Annotated in this window: 11 protein-coding genes; 4 read left to right on the top strand and 7 right to left on the bottom strand. The window is 70.2% G+C overall.

What is annotated here, in order from left to right; translation table 11 throughout:
* Positions 1-126 precede the first annotated feature (126 nt).
* Both AB0C19_RS25770 and AB0C19_RS25765 read left to right on the top strand, forming a co-directional pair.
* Complete coding sequence (locus AB0C19_RS25770; protein WP_357189391.1) at positions 127-5,958, top strand: ThuA domain-containing protein; 5,832 nt, start codon at positions 127-129, stop codon at positions 5,956-5,958.
* 71 nt (positions 5,959-6,029) lie between these two features.
* Positions 6,030-6,581 (top strand): hypothetical protein, encoded by a 552-nt coding sequence (locus AB0C19_RS25765; RefSeq protein ID WP_357189389.1) that lies wholly within the window; start codon positions 6,030-6,032, stop codon positions 6,579-6,581.
* Between the two features lie 291 nt (positions 6,582-6,872).
* Here AB0C19_RS25765 and AB0C19_RS25760 read toward each other — a convergent pair whose 3' ends face one another.
* Complete coding sequence (locus AB0C19_RS25760; RefSeq protein ID WP_238687864.1) at positions 6,873-7,817, bottom strand: aldo/keto reductase; 945 nt, start codon at positions 7,815-7,817, stop codon at positions 6,873-6,875.
* A 215-nt stretch (positions 7,818-8,032) separates the two neighbouring features.
* On the opposite strand from AB0C19_RS25760, the gene AB0C19_RS25755 reads away from it, so the two are divergent.
* On the top strand, positions 8,033-9,223 hold the full coding sequence (locus AB0C19_RS25755) for a transposase (RefSeq protein WP_330441300.1): 1,191 nt from the start codon (positions 8,033-8,035) through the stop codon (positions 9,221-9,223).
* Between the two features lie 55 nt (positions 9,224-9,278).
* On the opposite strand, the gene AB0C19_RS25750 is transcribed toward AB0C19_RS25755, so the two are convergent.
* From AB0C19_RS25750 to AB0C19_RS25740, 3 genes are read right to left on the bottom strand one after another with little or no spacing between them, the layout of a single operon-like run.
* The gene (locus tag AB0C19_RS25750) at positions 9,279-10,079 is read right to left on the bottom strand and encodes a nucleotidyltransferase domain-containing protein (protein ID WP_357189387.1); all 801 of its coding nucleotides are present in this window, start codon (positions 10,077-10,079) and stop codon (positions 9,279-9,281) included.
* Positions 10,076-11,755: an ATP-binding cassette domain-containing protein gene (locus AB0C19_RS25745; RefSeq protein WP_357189385.1), complete on the bottom strand. Its 1,680-nt coding sequence runs from the start codon at positions 11,753-11,755 to the stop codon at positions 10,076-10,078. Before AB0C19_RS25745 ends, AB0C19_RS25750 begins: the two co-directional genes overlap by 4 nt.
* A gap of 41 nt (positions 11,756-11,796) precedes the next feature.
* A complete protein-coding gene (locus AB0C19_RS25740) occupies positions 11,797-12,402 on the bottom strand; it encodes a methyltransferase (RefSeq protein WP_357189383.1) in 606 nt (201 codons plus the stop codon).
* 102 nt (positions 12,403-12,504) lie between these two features.
* Here AB0C19_RS25740 and AB0C19_RS25735 point away from each other — a divergent pair, with 102 nt between their 5' ends.
* A complete protein-coding gene (locus tag AB0C19_RS25735; protein WP_357189381.1) occupies positions 12,505-13,614 on the top strand; it encodes a hypothetical protein in 1,110 nt (369 codons plus the stop codon).
* Positions 13,615-13,626: 12 nt separating this feature from the next.
* On the opposite strand, the gene truA is transcribed toward AB0C19_RS25735, so the two are convergent.
* The 3 genes from truA to AB0C19_RS25720 form a co-directional block, all read right to left on the bottom strand.
* Positions 13,627-14,457: a tRNA pseudouridine(38-40) synthase TruA gene (truA, locus tag AB0C19_RS25730; RefSeq protein WP_357189379.1), complete on the bottom strand. Its 831-nt coding sequence runs from the start codon at positions 14,455-14,457 to the stop codon at positions 13,627-13,629.
* A 67-nt stretch (positions 14,458-14,524) separates the two neighbouring features.
* Positions 14,525-15,082 (bottom strand): 50S ribosomal protein L17, encoded by a 558-nt coding sequence (gene rplQ / locus AB0C19_RS25725; RefSeq protein WP_238687832.1) that lies wholly within the window; start codon positions 15,080-15,082, stop codon positions 14,525-14,527.
* 34 nt (positions 15,083-15,116) lie between these two features.
* The gene (locus AB0C19_RS25720; RefSeq protein ID WP_007465227.1) at positions 15,117-16,139 is read right to left on the bottom strand and encodes a DNA-directed RNA polymerase subunit alpha; all 1,023 of its coding nucleotides are present in this window, start codon (positions 16,137-16,139) and stop codon (positions 15,117-15,119) included.
* Positions 16,140-16,156 lie beyond the last annotated feature (17 nt).

Raw genomic sequence — 16,156 nt, 5'->3', positions numbered from 1 at the left:
TTTGTTCAGCGATTCGACAAAATGTCGGTGGGGGCACCCTGGCAGGGTGTGACCACCGGCTCCATCAGGGACGGCCTTCGGCGAGCCGACTCCCGCGAGCTCTGTCACTACGACACAGGAGGCGGCGTGTCCCGTTCTCGTCGTGCCCGCGTACCCATCACCGCAACCCTGATCTCCCTGGCCATGGCCTCGACCACCCTGTTCGGCGCGCCCGCGCAGGCGGCCGCCCAGGTTCCCCCACGGGATGCGAAAGCCGCAGCCCCGGTCAGCCAGGTGGCGCCGAAGGCGCCAAAGGCAGCGGCCGATCCCTTCTCCGTCCTCGTCTTCTCCAAGACCGCCGGCTTCCGGCACGACTCCATCCCCACCGGCGTCGCCGCCATCCAGCAGCTCGGCGTCGACAACGGATTCACGGTTGACAACTCCGAGGACGGCGCCGCATTCAACGACGCCAACCTGGCCAAGTACAAGGCGGTGATCTGGCTCTCCACCACCGGTGACGTGCTCAACGCCGACCAGCAGGCCGCCTTCGAGCGCTACGTGAAGGCCGGCGGCGGTTACGTTGGCATCCACGCCGCGTCGGACACCGAGTACAGCTGGGCCTGGTACGGCGACCTGGTCGGCGCGTACTTCGCCAACCACCCGCAGAACCAGCAGGCCACCGTCAAGGTGGAGGACCACGCCCACCCGTCCACTGCCGGTCTGCCGGACCGGTGGTCCCGGTTCGACGAGTGGTACAACTACCAGACCAACCCCCGGCCGGACGTACACGTGCTGGCCAGCCTGGACGAGAAGAGCTACACCCCCGGTGCCGGCGCGATGGGTGCGGACCACCCGGTCGCCTGGTGTCAGGACTACGACGGTGGCCGATCCTGGTACACGGGCCTGGGGCACACCCGGGAGTCGTACGCCGAGCCCGAGTTCCTCTCCCACCTGCTCGGCGGCATCCGCACCGCGGCCGGCGTCGAGAACGCCGACTGCGGCGCCTCGAAGACCTCGAACTTCGAGAAGGTCACGCTGGACAGCAACACCAGCAACCCGATGGAGCTGGACGTCGCCCCCGACGGGCGGGTCTTCTACATCGAGCGCGACGGTCGCGTGCAGATCGTGAAGCCGGACACCGGCAACACCGTCACCGCCGTCGACCTGGACGTCTTCACCGGTAACGAGGACGGCCTCATCGGCATCCGACTCGACCCGGACTTCGCCACAAACAACTGGGTGTACCTGTACTACGCCCCGAACGACGGGGTCACCCGCAACCTGCTGTCCCGGTTCACGGTTTCCGGCGACACCATCGACCTGGCCAGCGAGAAGCAGGTGCTACGGGTCGACACCCAACGCAACACCTGCTGCCACGCCGGCGGCAGCATGACCTTCGACGGCGACGGCAACCTGTACCTGGCCACCGGCGACAACACCAACCCGTTCGAGTCGAACTCGTACTCGCCGCTCGACGAGCGGTCGGGCCGCCAGGACTACGACGCGCAGCGCAGCTCCGCCAACACGAACGACCTGCGCGGCAAGGTGATCCGGATCCACCCGGAGGACGACGGGACGTACACCGTGCCGTCGGGCAACCTCTTCGCGGCGGGCACCGAGAAGACCCGTCCCGAGATCTACGCGATGGGCTTCCGCAACCCGTTCCGGATCGGCACCGACCCGAAGACCAACACGCTGTACGTCGCGGACTACGGACCGGACGCCAACGCGGACAACCCGAACCGGGGCCCCCGCGGTCTGGTCGAGTGGAACATCGTCACCCCGGGCAACTACGGCTGGCCGTACTGCACGGGCACGAACGAGGCGTACAACGACTACACGTTCCCGTCCGGCCCGAGCGGTCCGAAGTTCGACTGCGCCGCTCCGGTGAACAACTCGCCGAACAACACTGGCCTGACCAATCTCCCGCCGGTGGTTCCGGCGACAGTCGACTACGGGTACGCCGGTGACGCGCGTTACCCGGAGATCGGTGGCGGCGGCGCCCCGATGGGCGGCCCGGTCTACCGCTACGACGCCGACCTGAACTCGAACCGCAAGTGGCCGGCGTACTACGACGGCAAGGCTCTGCTCGGCGAGTGGAACCAGAACAAGATGTACACAATGCAGGTGACCCCCGACGGCAAGTCGTTGGTGGACATCAACCAGCTGCTCACCGGCATGAGCATGGTCCGGCCGATGGACTTCGAGTTCGGCCCGGACGGGGCGCTGTACCTGATCGAGTGGGGCAGCGGCTTCGGCGGCAACAACGACAACTCGGGCGTCTACCGGATCGACTACACAGCCGGTGACCGCGCCCCGATCGCTGCGGCGTCCGCCAACCCGACCTCGGGTCCGGCGCCGTTGACTGTGACCTTCTCCAGCGCCGGTTCCCGGGACCCGGACGGTGGCACGCTCACCTACGCCTGGACGTTCGGCGACGGGCAGACCTCGACCGAGGCCAACCCGACCCACACGTACGCCACGGCGGGCAACTACACCGCCCAGCTCACCGTCACCAACCCCAAGGGCCGGACCGCGGTGGCCAATGTGCCGGTCACCGTGGGCAACACCGCCCCGACGGTCTCCATCGAGTTCCCACCGGACGGCGGCTTCTTCAACTGGGGCGACCAGGTCCGCTACTCGATCAAGGTGACCGACCCCGAGGACGGGCAGATCGACTGTGACCGGGTGGGGCTTCAGGTGCTGCTCGGTCACGACGAGCACGCCCACCCGCTGGAGCAGCACACCGGCTGCACCGGCACCGTCCAGACGTCGCTCGCCTCCGGGCACGGCGCCGAGGCGAACGTCTTCGCTGTCTTCGAGGCGACCTACACCGACGAGGGTGGTGCCGGCGGCGCCGGTGCCCTGACCGGTCGGCAGATCGAGGTCCTCCAGCCGAAGCAGAAGCAGGCCGAGTTCTTCACCGCCACCGGGCGTGCCCCGGTGAGCACCGGCGGTGGAGACCCCGGCGTGCAGCGGGAGGCCGGCGCCGACACCGCCGGTGGCGGCCAGAGCATCGCGTTCATCGAGGACGGCGACTGGTGGTCGGTCGCTCCGGCGGACCTGACCAACATCACCGAGATTCGGTTCCGGGCCGCCTCCGCCGCCGCTGGCGGTCGGATCGAGGTGCGCGCGGGTGCCGTCGACGGACCGGTGGTCGCCACGGCCGTCGTACCGTCGACCGGCGCGTGGCAGACGTACACGGACGTGAGCGCACCGGTCACCGGCGCGGCGAGCGGCTCGCTGTACTTCCTGGCCCGCGATCCGAACGGCGGAACGGGTTCGCTGTTCAACGTCAACTGGATGGACTTCGTCGGCCGCGGTGTCACCGAGAACGGGCCGCCGGTGGTCAGCGCCACTGCCACCCCGGCCACCGGCACCGCACCGGTCACCGTCGCCTTCGACGGCACGGCCACCGACGCCGAGGGCGACACCCCGTTGACGTACGCCTGGGACTTCGGTGACGGAGGCTCGGCGACCACACTGGACGCCAGCCACACCTACACCAGCCCTGGCACCTTCACGGCCACCCTCACGGTGACCGACAGCAAGGGCGCCAAGTCGTACGCCACGGTGCCGGTGCGGGTCGACGCGCCGGACACGTCCTGCTTCGGGGCGCGTTCGGACGACTTCAACGGCAACAGCCTCGACAAGGAGCGCTGGACCAGCGTCGTCCGGGAGAACCAGCTCTACTCGCTCAGTGGCGGTGCCCTGCGGCTGCCCACCGGCGTGGGTGACCTCTACGGCGCTCGCAACGACGCCACCAACCTGGTGCTCCAGGCGGCCCCGACCGGCGCGTGGGAGATGACCACCAAGGTCACGCTGCCGGTGACTGCCAACTACCAGCAGGCCGGCCTTCTGGTGTACGGCGACGACGACAACTACGCCAAGGTGGACCTGCTGTACAACGGCAGCCGGCGGGTGGAGTTCATCCGGGAGACGGCGGCCACGCCTCGCAACGAGGCCGCCGACGCCACCAACGCACCGGCGGGTGACACCGTGTACCTGCGGATCACCAGCGACGGGACGAACCTGACCGCGTCCGCATCGGGCGACGGGCAGACCTTCACCCCGGTCGGCCGTTCGGCAGCGCTCGAAGGCATCACCAACCCGCGGATCGGGGTCTTCGCACTCAACGGAGGCACCGAGGCGCCGGTTGTCGACGCCGCGTTCGACTCGTTCCAGGTCACGCCGGACGCTCCGGCCGGCCCGGTCGACCCGTCGGACGAGTTCACCGGCAGCACGCTCGACAAGTGCCGGTGGGACGCCGTGACGCGGGAGGACCCGAGCGGTTACCGGGTCACCGATGGCGCGCTGCGGATCGACGTGCCCAACGGTGACATCTACGGCACCGACAACACCGGGCCGAAGAACTTCATCCTCCAGACCGCGCCGTCCGGCGACTGGACCCTGGAGACGAAGGTCGACGGCAGCCTGCTGAACGAGCAGTACCAGCAGGCCGGTCTGCTCGTGCAGGCCGACGACGACAACTACGTGAAGTTCGACTTCATCGCGGACAACCAGGCCGGCCAGGCGGTGACGCGGCGGATCGAGTTCCGCAGCGAGATCGCCGGGGTGGTCCAGAACCCGCAGCCCGAGGCGGGCAACCTGACCTCGGCGGTGTGGCACCTGCGGCTGGCCCGCACGGGCGACACGTTCACCGCGTCGTACTCGGCCGACGGGACGACGTGGACCGCGTTGCCGACGCTGACCACCAGCGCGGTCGGGGCCACCCCGAAGGTGGGACTGTTCACCCTCGGCGCCAACCAGACGGCGTCGAAGACCGCCTCGTTCGACTACTTCCGGCTCAGCACGAAGGTGGCCGACGAGACGGCGCCGGTGACCACCTCGGCGGTTTCCGGCACCCCGACCGACGGGTGGCACACCGGGCCGGTGACGATCACGCTCACCGGTGCCGACGAGGCTGGCGGTAGCGGCCTCGCCGGTACGGAGTACCAGCTGGACGGGGCCACCACCTGGACGGCGTACACCGCTCCGGTGGCGGTCAGCGGGGACGGCGAGCACGAGCTCCGGTTCCGCTCGACGGACAAGGCCGGCAACGTGGAGGCGACCAAGACCGTCTCGGTCAAGATCGACGCCACAGCGCCGGTGACCTCGGCGACGTTCGCTCCGGCGAACGACGCCGGTTGGCACAACGGGACCATCCCGGTCGTGCTGGCCGCCACCGACGCCGGTTCCGGCGTCAAGACGGTGGAGTGGTCGCTGGACGGTGGGGCGTGGGCGCCGTACTCGACGCCGATCGAGGTCACCGGCGACGGGCAGCACGAGCTGCTGTTCCGCTCGGCGGACAAGGCTGGCAACGTCGAGACGCTGAAGTCGGCGGTGCTGCGCATCGACGGCACCAAGCCGACGCTGCTGGTGTCCGGGCTGGCCGACGGCCAGCTCTACGGCGACAGCCAGGACGTCCGGGTGGCCTGGCAGGCCGTCGACCCGACCTCGGGCATCGCGAGCGTGGTCGGTCAGCTCGACGGCCAGGCGTACACCAGCGGCACTCTGCAGGCCATGTACGACCTGTCGCTCGGCCTGCACGAGCTGACCGTTACCGCTACCGACAAGGCGGGCAACAAGACCACCTCGACGGTCCGGTTCTTCGTCACCACCTCGTTCCGGGACATGCAGAGTCTGCTGGACCGGTTCAAGGCGACGGGGCGGCTCTCGACCAAGGCGCACAAGCAGCTGTCGAACAAGCTCGACGCTGTTCGCGCGTCCGAGGCGGCCGGCGACGACAAGGCTGCCGTCCGGCAGCTGACCGCGTTCCGGACGCTCGCCAGCGACGCCACGCTGGTGCCCGAGGCGGAGGTCCGGGACGTCCTGATCCGGGACGCCGACGCCATGATCGTTCGGCTCGGCGGCGCGGCCAGCAAGGCCGGGGTCAAGGCGAACGACGGCGACTCGGTAAAGGGCACCGGGCGGCTCGGTGGCGATGCCACCCGGCTGGCACCCGGTCGTCAGCTCTGATCCGACGGGGCCCCTCCCCGGCGCTGCGGCGTCGGGGAGGGGCCTCCCTCATCGGTAGGGAGGAGATGTCCGTGACGGGTATCCGCAAGGCACTGGCCGCCGTGTTCGTCGGACTGGCCCTGACCCTGTCCGCCGCCCCGGCGGCGCAGGCCGCCCCGGCGGCGCAGGCCGCCCCGGCGGCGCAGGCCGACAAGCTCAAACTCACAGTGGCCGGCGATGGGGCCCAGGGCGTCACCATCCAGGCCACCTACGCCGATGGCCGCCGGCTGGAGCAGGTGGTGCGGTTGGTCCTCACCGCCACCGGCCCGGACGGTCAGCGGGTCGGGCCGGTGCAGCTGGAACCGCAGCCCGAGGGGCAGGGTTTCTACAGCAGCGGCCCGGTGCTCTCCACCGGCACATGGAAGGTGTCGGTGAACTCCCCCGCTCCACTTCAGAGCAAGGCCACCGCCACGGTGCAGGCGAAGGCGGCGCAGTCACCGCCGGCGCCCAAGCCGGTCGCGGTGACCGAGCCGGCGGACGGCGGCGGAGCGGACTGGTGGCCGTTCGCGGCGGCCGGTCTCGTGCTCATCGCCGCCGCCATGGGCGTGGCCATGCTGTTCGGCCGCCGCCGCCGCACCAGCTAGACCAACCGGCGCACCAGCTGATAGACCGGCGCTCCGGCGCCCACGCACAGGACCGGGCCGGGCCGCGACGAGCGGCCCGGCCCGGTGTCGTTCGATCGGCTGGTGATCGACTCGGCCTCCTTGAAGTCGGGGCTTCCCGGACTGCAGGTCACCCCGACTTCAAGGAACGCGAGTGGATCATGCGCAGCGCACGCCCGCGCGTGACGCAGCGCACGCCCGCGCGCGACGCAGCGCACGCCCGCGCGCGACGCAGCGCACGCCCGCGCGCGCTCAGAGGACGCCCGCGCGCGCTCAGAGGACGGCGCGCAGCGCCGCCAGATCGTCGTCGCTGGGCTCCCAGACGCCAGCGGCGGCGTTGGCACGCACCTGCTCGGGCGTGGTGGCACCGGCGATCACCGAGGTCACCGCCGGCTGGGCGGCCAGCCCGCCGATCGCCACCTGGAGCATCGTCAGACCCCGCTCGGCCGCGTACGCCTCGATCGCCTCGATGGTGTCCCAGTCGGCTGCGGCGAGCCGCTCCGCGTACCGGCCACCGCCGGAGAGCCGGCTGCCGGCCGGCGGCTGAGCCTCGCGCTTGTACTTGCCGGTGAGCAGACCGTTGGCGAGCGGGAAGAACGGCAGCATGCCGAGGCCGAACCGCTCACAGGCAGGGATCACCTCGGCCTCCACCGAGCGCTCCACCAGGCTGTAGTGGTTCTGCGCGCTGATGAAGCGGGACCGACCGTTGGACGAGGCGACCCAGTCCGCGTCGGCGATCTGCCAGCCGGTGAAGTTGGAGTTGCCCAGGTAGCGCACCTTGCCGTCGCGGACCAGGTCGTCCAGCGCGGCGAGGGTCTCGTCGATCGGTGTGCCCGGGTCGGGTTCGTGCATCTGGTACAGGTCGATGTGGTCGGTGCCGAGCCGGCGCAGCGACGCCTCCACAGCGCGGGCGATGTAGCGCCGCGCACCCCGCGCGCCGTAGTCCGGCCCGTTGAGGCCGTTCATGTCCATGCCGAACTTGGTGGCCACCACCACGTCGTCCCGGCGTCCCTTGAGCGCCTGCCCGAGCAGTTCCTCGGAGCTGCCCTGCGGCTCGCCGTAGATGTCGGCGGTGTCGAAGAGGTTGATCCCGGCGTCCAGGGCGGCGTCCACCACCGCCCGGGTGCCGTCGAGGTCGAGCTTGCGGCCGAAGTTGTTGCAGCCGATGCCGACCACGGACACCACGAGCCCGGAGTCGCCCAGCCGGCGATAGGTCATTTGGTCGTTCATGAGACACCCTCGTCTTTAATCAGGTTGAGGTGCGGAATCAATGCACACGTTGCGCTGGTTATCGACATAACGTTGACCACCTCTGAGATCGTGCCGCCGGTTGTGGCGACGAAATGGCCATTGCTCCAAAAGATTGGCAGTCTGGATTTCCACCTCGAACGTCCCGGCACTATCTGCCGTCGAGATTTATAGTGATTGTTGTGATGGAGGTAGTGCGCTACACCTACCGGCTGCGCCCCGCCGCGACCGCGACGGCCGCACTGCTCGCCGAATGGGGCCGCTGCCGATTCCTATGGAACGAAGCCGTGCACCAGCAGGAGGTTGGCGCGAAGCCCACCTTCGGCGGGCTGTCCAAGATGCTCACTGAAGCCCGCGCCAGAAACGCTTGGCTGCGCGCCGGCTCGCAGGTCGCTCAGCAACAGACCCTGCGCACGTACGCGGCCGCGCTGCGCCACTCGTTCACCGTCAAAGGCCGGGGACGGCCGAAGGTGAAGACCCGAAAACGGTCGCTGCCCAGCATGGAGTACACCCTGCGTGGCTTCACCATCGCCGAAACGCGGCTGCGCCTTGCCGGTGGCATCAGCATGCCCGTCGTCTGGTCCCGGGACCTGCCGTCTCCGCCGACCAGCGTGCGCGTCTACCAAGACAGCCTTGGCCACTGGTACGCGTCGTTCGTCGTCCGCCGCGAGGCCGCCGCCACACCCGAGGCGTCCAAGTCGATCGGCGTTGACTGGGGCGTGAAGACCACCGCCACGACCACCGATGCCCGATTCGATTTGCCGCACCTCGGGCATCGCAAGCGGTGCGCCGCTGAGTTGGCCAGGGCGCAGCGGAAGATGGCCCGCCGACGCCGCCCGCAGGGCCATGCGCAGTCCAACGGCTACCGAAGGGCCAAGCGCGCGGCGGCGAAGTTGCACAAGAAAGCTGCCCGACAGAACATCCACGACTCCCGCCAGTGGGCGAAACGAGTCGTCGACCACCACCAGGTGATTGCCGTGGAAGACTTCAAACCGACGTTCCTGACCAGGTCCACGATGGCACGTAAAGCCGCTGACGCCGCGATCGGCACGGCGAAGCGGGAATTGATCCAGCAGGGCACGCGGGCGGGCCGAAAGGTGGTGCTGGTTCCGCCCGCCTACACAACCATGACGTGTTCCTCGTGCGCGGCGAGAGCCAAGCAGCGCATCGGTTTGAATGTCAGAATTTTCGAGTGCGCTGCCTGCGGTTTCACCGCCTGCCGCGACCTCAACGCCGCGAGGACGATCCTCGCCACGGTAGAGCGCGACCGTGCCGGTGCTGACGACGTAAGGCATGTGACCACCTCCCTTCGGGATGCGGGGTCGAATGCGGTCCGAGCCGGAAATCCCCTGGATTCATCCGTGGGTAAGCGTTAACTCAGTCACGAGATCCACCCTATGTCCACCGAGCGCAGGCCACCTCGGCGGCGGCTCAGCCGACCACCTCGGTGACCAGCTCACGGGCGGCTCCGACGGTGGCGGCCAGCTCGTCGGGGCGGCGGCCGACGGCGCCGAGCAGAGCCTGCGCCCGCTGCTCGAAGTGTGGCGGGGCCCCGGGCAGCCGCCCTGCGGCGGCGATCATCCCCTTCTCGTTGACCAACCACCGGCCCGCCCGGGCGTGCAGCACCTGGGCGAGCACCCCGATCGTCCGGAACAGGCAGCCGGCGACGTACCCGCTGTCCCCGCCGACGGCGGCCTTGGCCGCGCCGCTGAGCAGAAACCCGGCCTCCCAGCCGCCGGCCACCAGCGCGTCGGCCAGCGCGGGTGGATAGTCCCGGGTCTGCTCCTTCAGCCGGGTCAGCTGGCCGGCCGGATCCGCCAGCACCTGGCACAGCGCCACTTCGCCGACGTAGGCGGACGAGTAGAAACCGAGTGGGTGCCCGGCCTGCACGCCGACCTCGTACCGGCCGACCTGGCATTCCGTCCAGGCGCGGTGCACCCGGTCGAGATCCCGGTAGATCCAGTCCACGGCGACCCCGCCGATTCGCAGCCAACCACCACCGTCGACCCAGGGCCCCCAACCACCCGGGGCGGTGAGAACTACTTCGGGGTCATCCGCGACCGTCGCGGCCACCGCCCGCAACGCCGGCACGTCCAGCCCGTCCTTGTAGTACAGGCCCAGGTCCCAGTCGGAGTCGGGGCGGTGCTCGCCGCGGGCCCGGCTGCCACCGAGCGCCACGGCGACCACCCCCTCGACGCCGCACAGGCGGTCGGGCAGGTCGGTGGGGATCACCCGACGTCCCAGACCGGTTCCGGCGTCTCCACCACCTCGCTGTCGCCCCGGAACAGTACGAACCTGTCGAACGAACGGGTGAACCAACGATCGTGGGTGACCGCGATCACCGTTCCCTCGAAGGCGTTCAGGCCCGTTTCGAGCGCTTCCGCGCTTGCCAGATCGAGGTTGTCGGTGGGCTCGTCGAGCAGCAGCAGGGTCGCCCCGGACAGCTCCAGCAGCAGCACCAGGAACCGGGCCTGCTGCCCGCCGGAGAGCGTGCCGAAGCGCTGGTCGCCCTGCGCGGCCAGCTCGTAGCGGCTGAGCACCCCCATCGCCGCGTGCCGGTCCATTCCGGTCCGATGCTCGTCACCACGCCAGAGGATCTCGACGAGCGTCTTCGACATCAGCTCCGGCCGGTCGTGGGTCTGGGAGAAGTGCCCGGGGCGGACCCGGGCGCCGAGGCGGGCCATGCCGTCGTGCGCCACCGGCGTGAGCGCGCCCGCCCCGTCGACCGGCCCGTTCGCCGGGTCGGGGTCGGTGCCGCCACGGGCCAGCAACCGCAGGAAGTGCGACTTGCCGGTGCCGTTGGCGCCGAGCACCGCCACCCGGTCGCCGTACCAGATCTCCAGGTCGAAGGGGAATGTCAGGCCGTCCAGCTCCAACTGCTCGCAAATGACCGCGCGCTTGCCGGTCCGCCCGCCGGACAGGCGCATCCGGATGTCCTGGTCCTTCGGGGGTACGGGCGGCGGCCCGGCCTCCTCGAACTTGCGCAGCCGGGTCTGCGCGGCCTGGTAGCGCGAGGCCAACCCGTCGTTGTACGCGGCTTTCTGCTTGTACATCAGCACCAGGTCACGCAGCTTCTGGTGCTCCTCGTCCCAGCGTCGGCGCAGCTCGTCGAGACGAGCGTGCCGGGCCACCCGCGCCTCGTACCAACTGGCGAAGCCACCCGGGTGCACCCAGGCGCTGCCGCCCTCGACGGCGACCACCCGGTCGGCGCTCTGGGCCAACAACTCGCGGTCGTGCGAGACGTAGAGCACCGACTTCGTCGACTCGCGCAGTCGTGCCTCCAGCCAGCGCTTGCCGGGCACGTCGAGGAAGTTGTCCGGTTCGTCGAGCAGCAGCACCTCGTCCGGGCCGCGCAGCAGCAACTCCAGGGCGAAGCGCTTCTGCTGGCCGCCGGAGAGGGTACGCACCGGGCGGTCCCGGACGGCGTCCCACGGCTGGTCGAGCACGATTGTCGCGACGGTGTCGAACAGCACCTCGGCGTCGTACCCGCCGGCCTCGCCCCAGGCGCCGAGCGCATCGGCGTACGCCAGCTGGGCCTTGCCCGCGGCGTTGCTGAACTTGCCGTGGGCCTCGGCCGCCCGCATGGCCGCCTCGGTCTCGGCGAGCCGCCGGCCGGCGTCGCGAAGCGCCGGCGGGGCCAGCGACAGCGCCAGGTCGGCGAGGGTCGACTCGTCGCCGATCATGCCGATGAACTGGCGCATCACACCCAGCCCGCCGGCCCGTGCGACGACGCCGCTGCGTACCGGCAGGTCGCCGGCGACCATCCTCAGCAGCGTCGTCTTTCCCGCGCCGTTCGGCCCGACGAGGGCGACCTTGCTGCCCTCCCCGACCCGGAACGACACGTCGGCGAAGAGTTCCCGACCGTCGGGCAGGATGTGCCCGACCGCTGCCACGTCCACGTATCCCACGCCGGGATCCTGCCCCAACGAGGGTCGGGGGGTATATCCAATTACCGGGTGACGCGCAGCACCCGGAAGCCCTTTTGGCTGGCGTGCCGCTCGACCTGCCAGCTCTGCTCGGTGAGCCAGCGTTGCAGCGAGTCGCCGCCGAGGTGTCGGGCTACCACCAACCAGCCGACGCCGTCCGGGGCGAGTCGGGGCAGCCAGCGCAGCAACAGGTCGTGCAGCCCGTCCTTGCCGATCCGGATGGGCGGGTTCGACCAGATCTGGGCGAAGCGGACGCCGTCCGGAACGTCGTCCGGCGCGCTGACCCGGACCCGGTCGGCGGCGCCGACACGAGCCGCGTTGGCGACGGTCAGCTCGCGGGCCCGGGCGTTGACGTCGACGGCCCAGATGGTGCTGGTGGGGGCGAGGTCGGCCAGCACGCAGCTGATCGGCCCGAACCCGCAGCCGAGGTCGAGCAGGTCGCCGGTGGTACCGGCGGCGGGCAGCTCGGCCTTGCGCAGCAGCACCGCGGTGCCCGGGTCGAGTCGGCTGGCGGAGAAGACCCCGCCGGCCGAGGCGAGCCGGTAGTCGCGGTCGGCGACGGAGAACTCGACCTCGCGCGCCGGGGCGTCGCTGGTGGGCTGAGCGGTGAAGTAGTGGTCGCCGGTCACCCGGCAATTCTCGCACCGGTCCGGGGCGGACCTGACACGGCCCACACACACATTTACCCAATATTACCCCCTAAAGGGACAATGGCTCCTACTCTGGGCGACATGGTGTATCGGTACCAGTCCGATGAGGACGCTTTCGAGGAGTACCCGGAGCCCGGGTCCGACCTGTCGGTGCTCGGCGCCGGTCCGCCCCCGGCGGCCGGGCCCTCTCCGTCGCGCTTCCCCACGCCGTCGCTGCCCCGGCCGAACCAGCTCTCGCTGCCCTCGTCACAGCCGGCGCCGGCTCGCGCCGACGTGCCGCAGCCCGGGCCGGCCGCCCGCGCCGATGCGCCCCATCCACTGCCGACACGTGCCGACATCCCACCCGCCCCGCCGCGCAGCCAGATCTACACTTCGGCGACGTCGGCGGAGCCGCCCGCCCGGCGCGGCGGCGGCCGACTGTGGCAGGTACTGATCGGCGGCGCAGCCGTCCTGGTGCTGCTCGCCCTCTGCGGCCTCGGCGCCGCCGCGCTGCTCAGCAATCGCAACGAGCAGCCGCAGAGCAACCCGACGTACCAGCCGAACGCCGCCCCGACGTCGGCACCGGCGGAACGGCTGGCCCTCGACTCCCGGGACACCGACCAGGCCCCGCTCACCGCAAAGGAACTCTTCCCCGGCAGGGAGTTGAAGCTCACCGCCGACCAGCCGAGCTACCAGGTGCTCAAGACACAGTCCAGCGGCAGTTGCGCCGTCGCCGCCACCGACGAGGTAGCCGACCTGCTGGTCCGGCTCGGCTGCAACCAGGTCGTCCGGGCCACGCTGAGTACGCCCGACGACAGCCACCTGGTCACCGCCGGCCTGTTCAACCTCACCGACAAGGTCAGCGCGGAACGAGCCCGAGACCGGCTCCGGCAACTGCTCGACGATCGGCAGGGCCGTTTCCGTGGCCTCACCGCCGACGACGGCGACGGCACCGATGTTCTGGCCAACGCTCCGGCACGCGTCGGCTGGCAGGTCCGTGGCCACTACCTGGCGTACGCGCTGGTGGTCCGCAAGGACGGGGCTGCGGTCAAGGCCGGTGACGCCAAGGTCCGCGAAATCCTGTTCGACATGATCGAGCTGCACCTCAGCCGGGGCGTGCTGCAGAGCCGGGCCGACGGTGGCACCGCCGCGCAACCGACGGCGGCACCTACCGGCAGCAGCGCCAACCAGGGCGATCTGCCGGGCGAGTGACAGTGCGGACGGTCAACCCTCGATCGGGACCCGCAACCGGCGGGTGAGGGTGGCGCGGTGGGCGTACTCGGCCGGATCCGCCGGGTAGCCGACGGCGACCAGTGTCAGCCCGCGCGCGGGGGCCACCGTCACCTCGCTGGACCGCTCCCGCTGGGTGAGCAGAGTTCCCGGCCACTCGACCGGGCGGCGGCCGTCCCCGGCCACCAGCATGGCTCCCACCAGGCTGCGCACCATCGCCTGGCAGAACGCGTCGGCCTGCACTGTGGCGACCAGGATGCCGTCCGCGTCGCGACGCCAGTCCAGCCGGGTCACCTCACGCAGCGTGGTGGCGTGCTCCTTGCGTCGGCAGTACGCGGCGAAGTCGTGCTCCCCCACCAACCCGGTCGCTGCGGCGTTCAGCGCGGCCAGGTCCAACGGCTTCGGCCAGGCCAGCACCTCGTGGCGGCGCAACGGCTCGGCGCCGAAGGGCGCATCGGTGACCCGGTACTCGTAGCGCCGGAAGGTGGCCGAGAACCGGGCGTCGAAGTCGGCCGGCACCTCGGTCATCGCCCGTACCCGCACGTCGGTGGGGAGCAGCCGGGCAACGCGACGCAGCAGCCGTCCCTCGTGCTGGCGCCACACCTCCACGGGCAGGTCCACGTGGCACACCTGCCCGGTGGCGTGCACTCCGGCGTCGGTCCGCCCGGCCACCGTCAGGCCGGTGGCCGTACCGGCGCCCAGGACCAGGTCCAGGGTTTCGACGAGCACCCCCGCGACAGTGCGCCTGGTCGGCTGGGCTGCCCAGCCGGAGAAGTCGGTGCCGTCGTACGAGACGTCCAGCCGCAGCCGGATCCACTCGTCCACCTCGTACCTCCTGTTACGGGTCAGGCCCGACACCCCGATGGGGTGCCGGGCCCGACAATGCCCTTGATCAGGCCTTGTTCTCGGTGGCCTCGTCGCTGTCCTCGCGGGCGGCGTCGGTGTCACCGGACGCCGACACCGGCGCCTCGGAGTCCTGGTCGGCCGGAGCCGACTTCGGGGACTCGTCGGCCGGGGCGAGCGCCTCGACCTTGTCCTGCTGCGCGGCCTTGCGGGCGGCGGTCTTCTTGTTCACCTTCGGCTCGGCGACCTGAAGCTCCTCCACCAGCTCGATGATGGCCATCGGCGCGTTGTCACCCTTGCGCGGACCGGTCTTCACGATCCGGGTGTAACCGCCGGGGCGGTTGGAGTACCGGGGCGCGATCTGGTCGAACAGGGCGTAGACCACGTCCTTGTCCTTGACGACACCCAGCACCCGACGCCGCGAGGCGAGGTCACCGCGCTTGGCCTTCGTGATGAGCTGCTCGGCCAGCGGGCGCAGCCGCCGGGCCTTCGTCTCGGTGGTCTGGATCTTCCCGTGCTGGAACAGCGCGGTCGCCAGGTTGGCCAGCATCAGCCGCTCGTGCGAGGGGCTGCCGCCGAGGCGGGGGCCCTTGGTGGGCGTGGGCATTTTTGGTGCTCCTCAGTTGTGGCGGCAGCGCGGACTAGAGCTGCTCGGTCTCGCGGTAGTCGTCGGTGTCGTAGTCGGCCTCGCCGAAGGTGTCCACGACGTGCGCCGGGTCGAAGTTCGGAGCCGAGTCCTTCAGCCCGAGACCCATCCCGGCGAGCTTCATCTTGACCTCGTCGATCGACTTCTGACCGAAGTTGCGAATGTCGAGGAGGTCGGCCTCGGTACGCCCGATGAGCTCACCAACGGAGTTGATGCCCTCGCGCTTGAGGCAGTTGTAGGAGCGGACGGTGAGGTCCAGCTCCTCGATCGGCAGAGCGAGGTCCGCCGCCAGCTGGGCGTCCTGCGGGGACGGCCCGATGTCGATGCCCTCGGCGGTCTCGTCCAGCTCCCGGGCGAGCCCGAACAGCTCCACGAGCGTCGAACCGGCGGAGGCCAGCGCGGTACGCGGACCCATCGACGGCTTGGTCTCGACGTCGATGATCAGCCGGTCGAAGTCGGTGCGCTGCTCGACACGGGTCGCCTCGACGCGGTAGGTCACCTTCAGCACCGGCGAGTAGATCGAGTCGACCGGGATGCGGCCGATCTCGGCGCCGGACTGCTTGTTCTGCGCCGCCGTCACGTAGCCCCGGCCCCGCTCGACGGTCAGCTCCATGTCGAGCCGGCCCTTGCCGTTCAGGGTGGCGAGCTTGAGGTCCGGGTTGTGCACCGAGACGCCGGCCGGGGGCTGGATGTCGCCCGCGGTCACGTCGCCCGGGCCCTGCTTACGCAGGTACATGCTGACCGGCTCGTCGTGCTCGGAGCTGACGCACAGCTCCTTGATGTTCATGACGAGCTCGACCACGTCCTCCTTGACACCGGGGATCGTGGTGAACTCGTGCAGCACACCGTCGATCTTGATCGAGGTGACGGCCGCGCCCGGGATCGACGACAGCAGCGTACGCCGCAGCGAGTTACCCAGGGTGTAGCCGAAGCCCGGCTCCAGCGGCTCGATGGCGAACCGGGACCGGGTCTCGTTGATCGACTCCTCGGAGAGGGAGGGTCGCTGGCTGATGAGCATCTTTTCTCTTCTCTTCC

This window comes from Micromonospora sp. NPDC048842 (assembly GCF_040649935.1).
Classification (GTDB): domain Bacteria; phylum Actinomycetota; class Actinomycetes; order Mycobacteriales; family Micromonosporaceae; genus Micromonospora; species Micromonospora hortensis.
The sequence above is the reverse complement of the archived record's forward strand: the minus strand, read 5'-3'. Positions and strand labels throughout refer to the sequence as shown.

What these genes read in the sequence shown, in the direction of transcription:
- AB0C19_RS25760 (WP_238687864.1), bottom strand. Translation starts at nt 7,817, where the DNA reads ATGACCTATCGCCGGCTGGGCGACTCCGGGCTCGTGGTGTCCGTGGTC.
- AB0C19_RS25755 (WP_330441300.1), top strand. Translation starts at nt 8,033, where the DNA reads ATGGAGGTAGTGCGCTACACCTACCGGCTGCGCCCCGCCGCGACCGCG.
- AB0C19_RS25735 (WP_357189381.1), top strand. Translation starts at nt 12,505, where the DNA reads ATGGTGTATCGGTACCAGTCCGATGAGGACGCTTTCGAGGAGTACCCG.
- rplQ (WP_238687832.1), bottom strand. Translation starts at nt 15,082, where the DNA reads ATGCCCACGCCCACCAAGGGCCCCCGCCTCGGCGGCAGCCCCTCGCAC.
- AB0C19_RS25720 (WP_007465227.1), bottom strand. Translation starts at nt 16,139, where the DNA reads ATGCTCATCAGCCAGCGACCCTCCCTCTCCGAGGAGTCGATCAACGAG.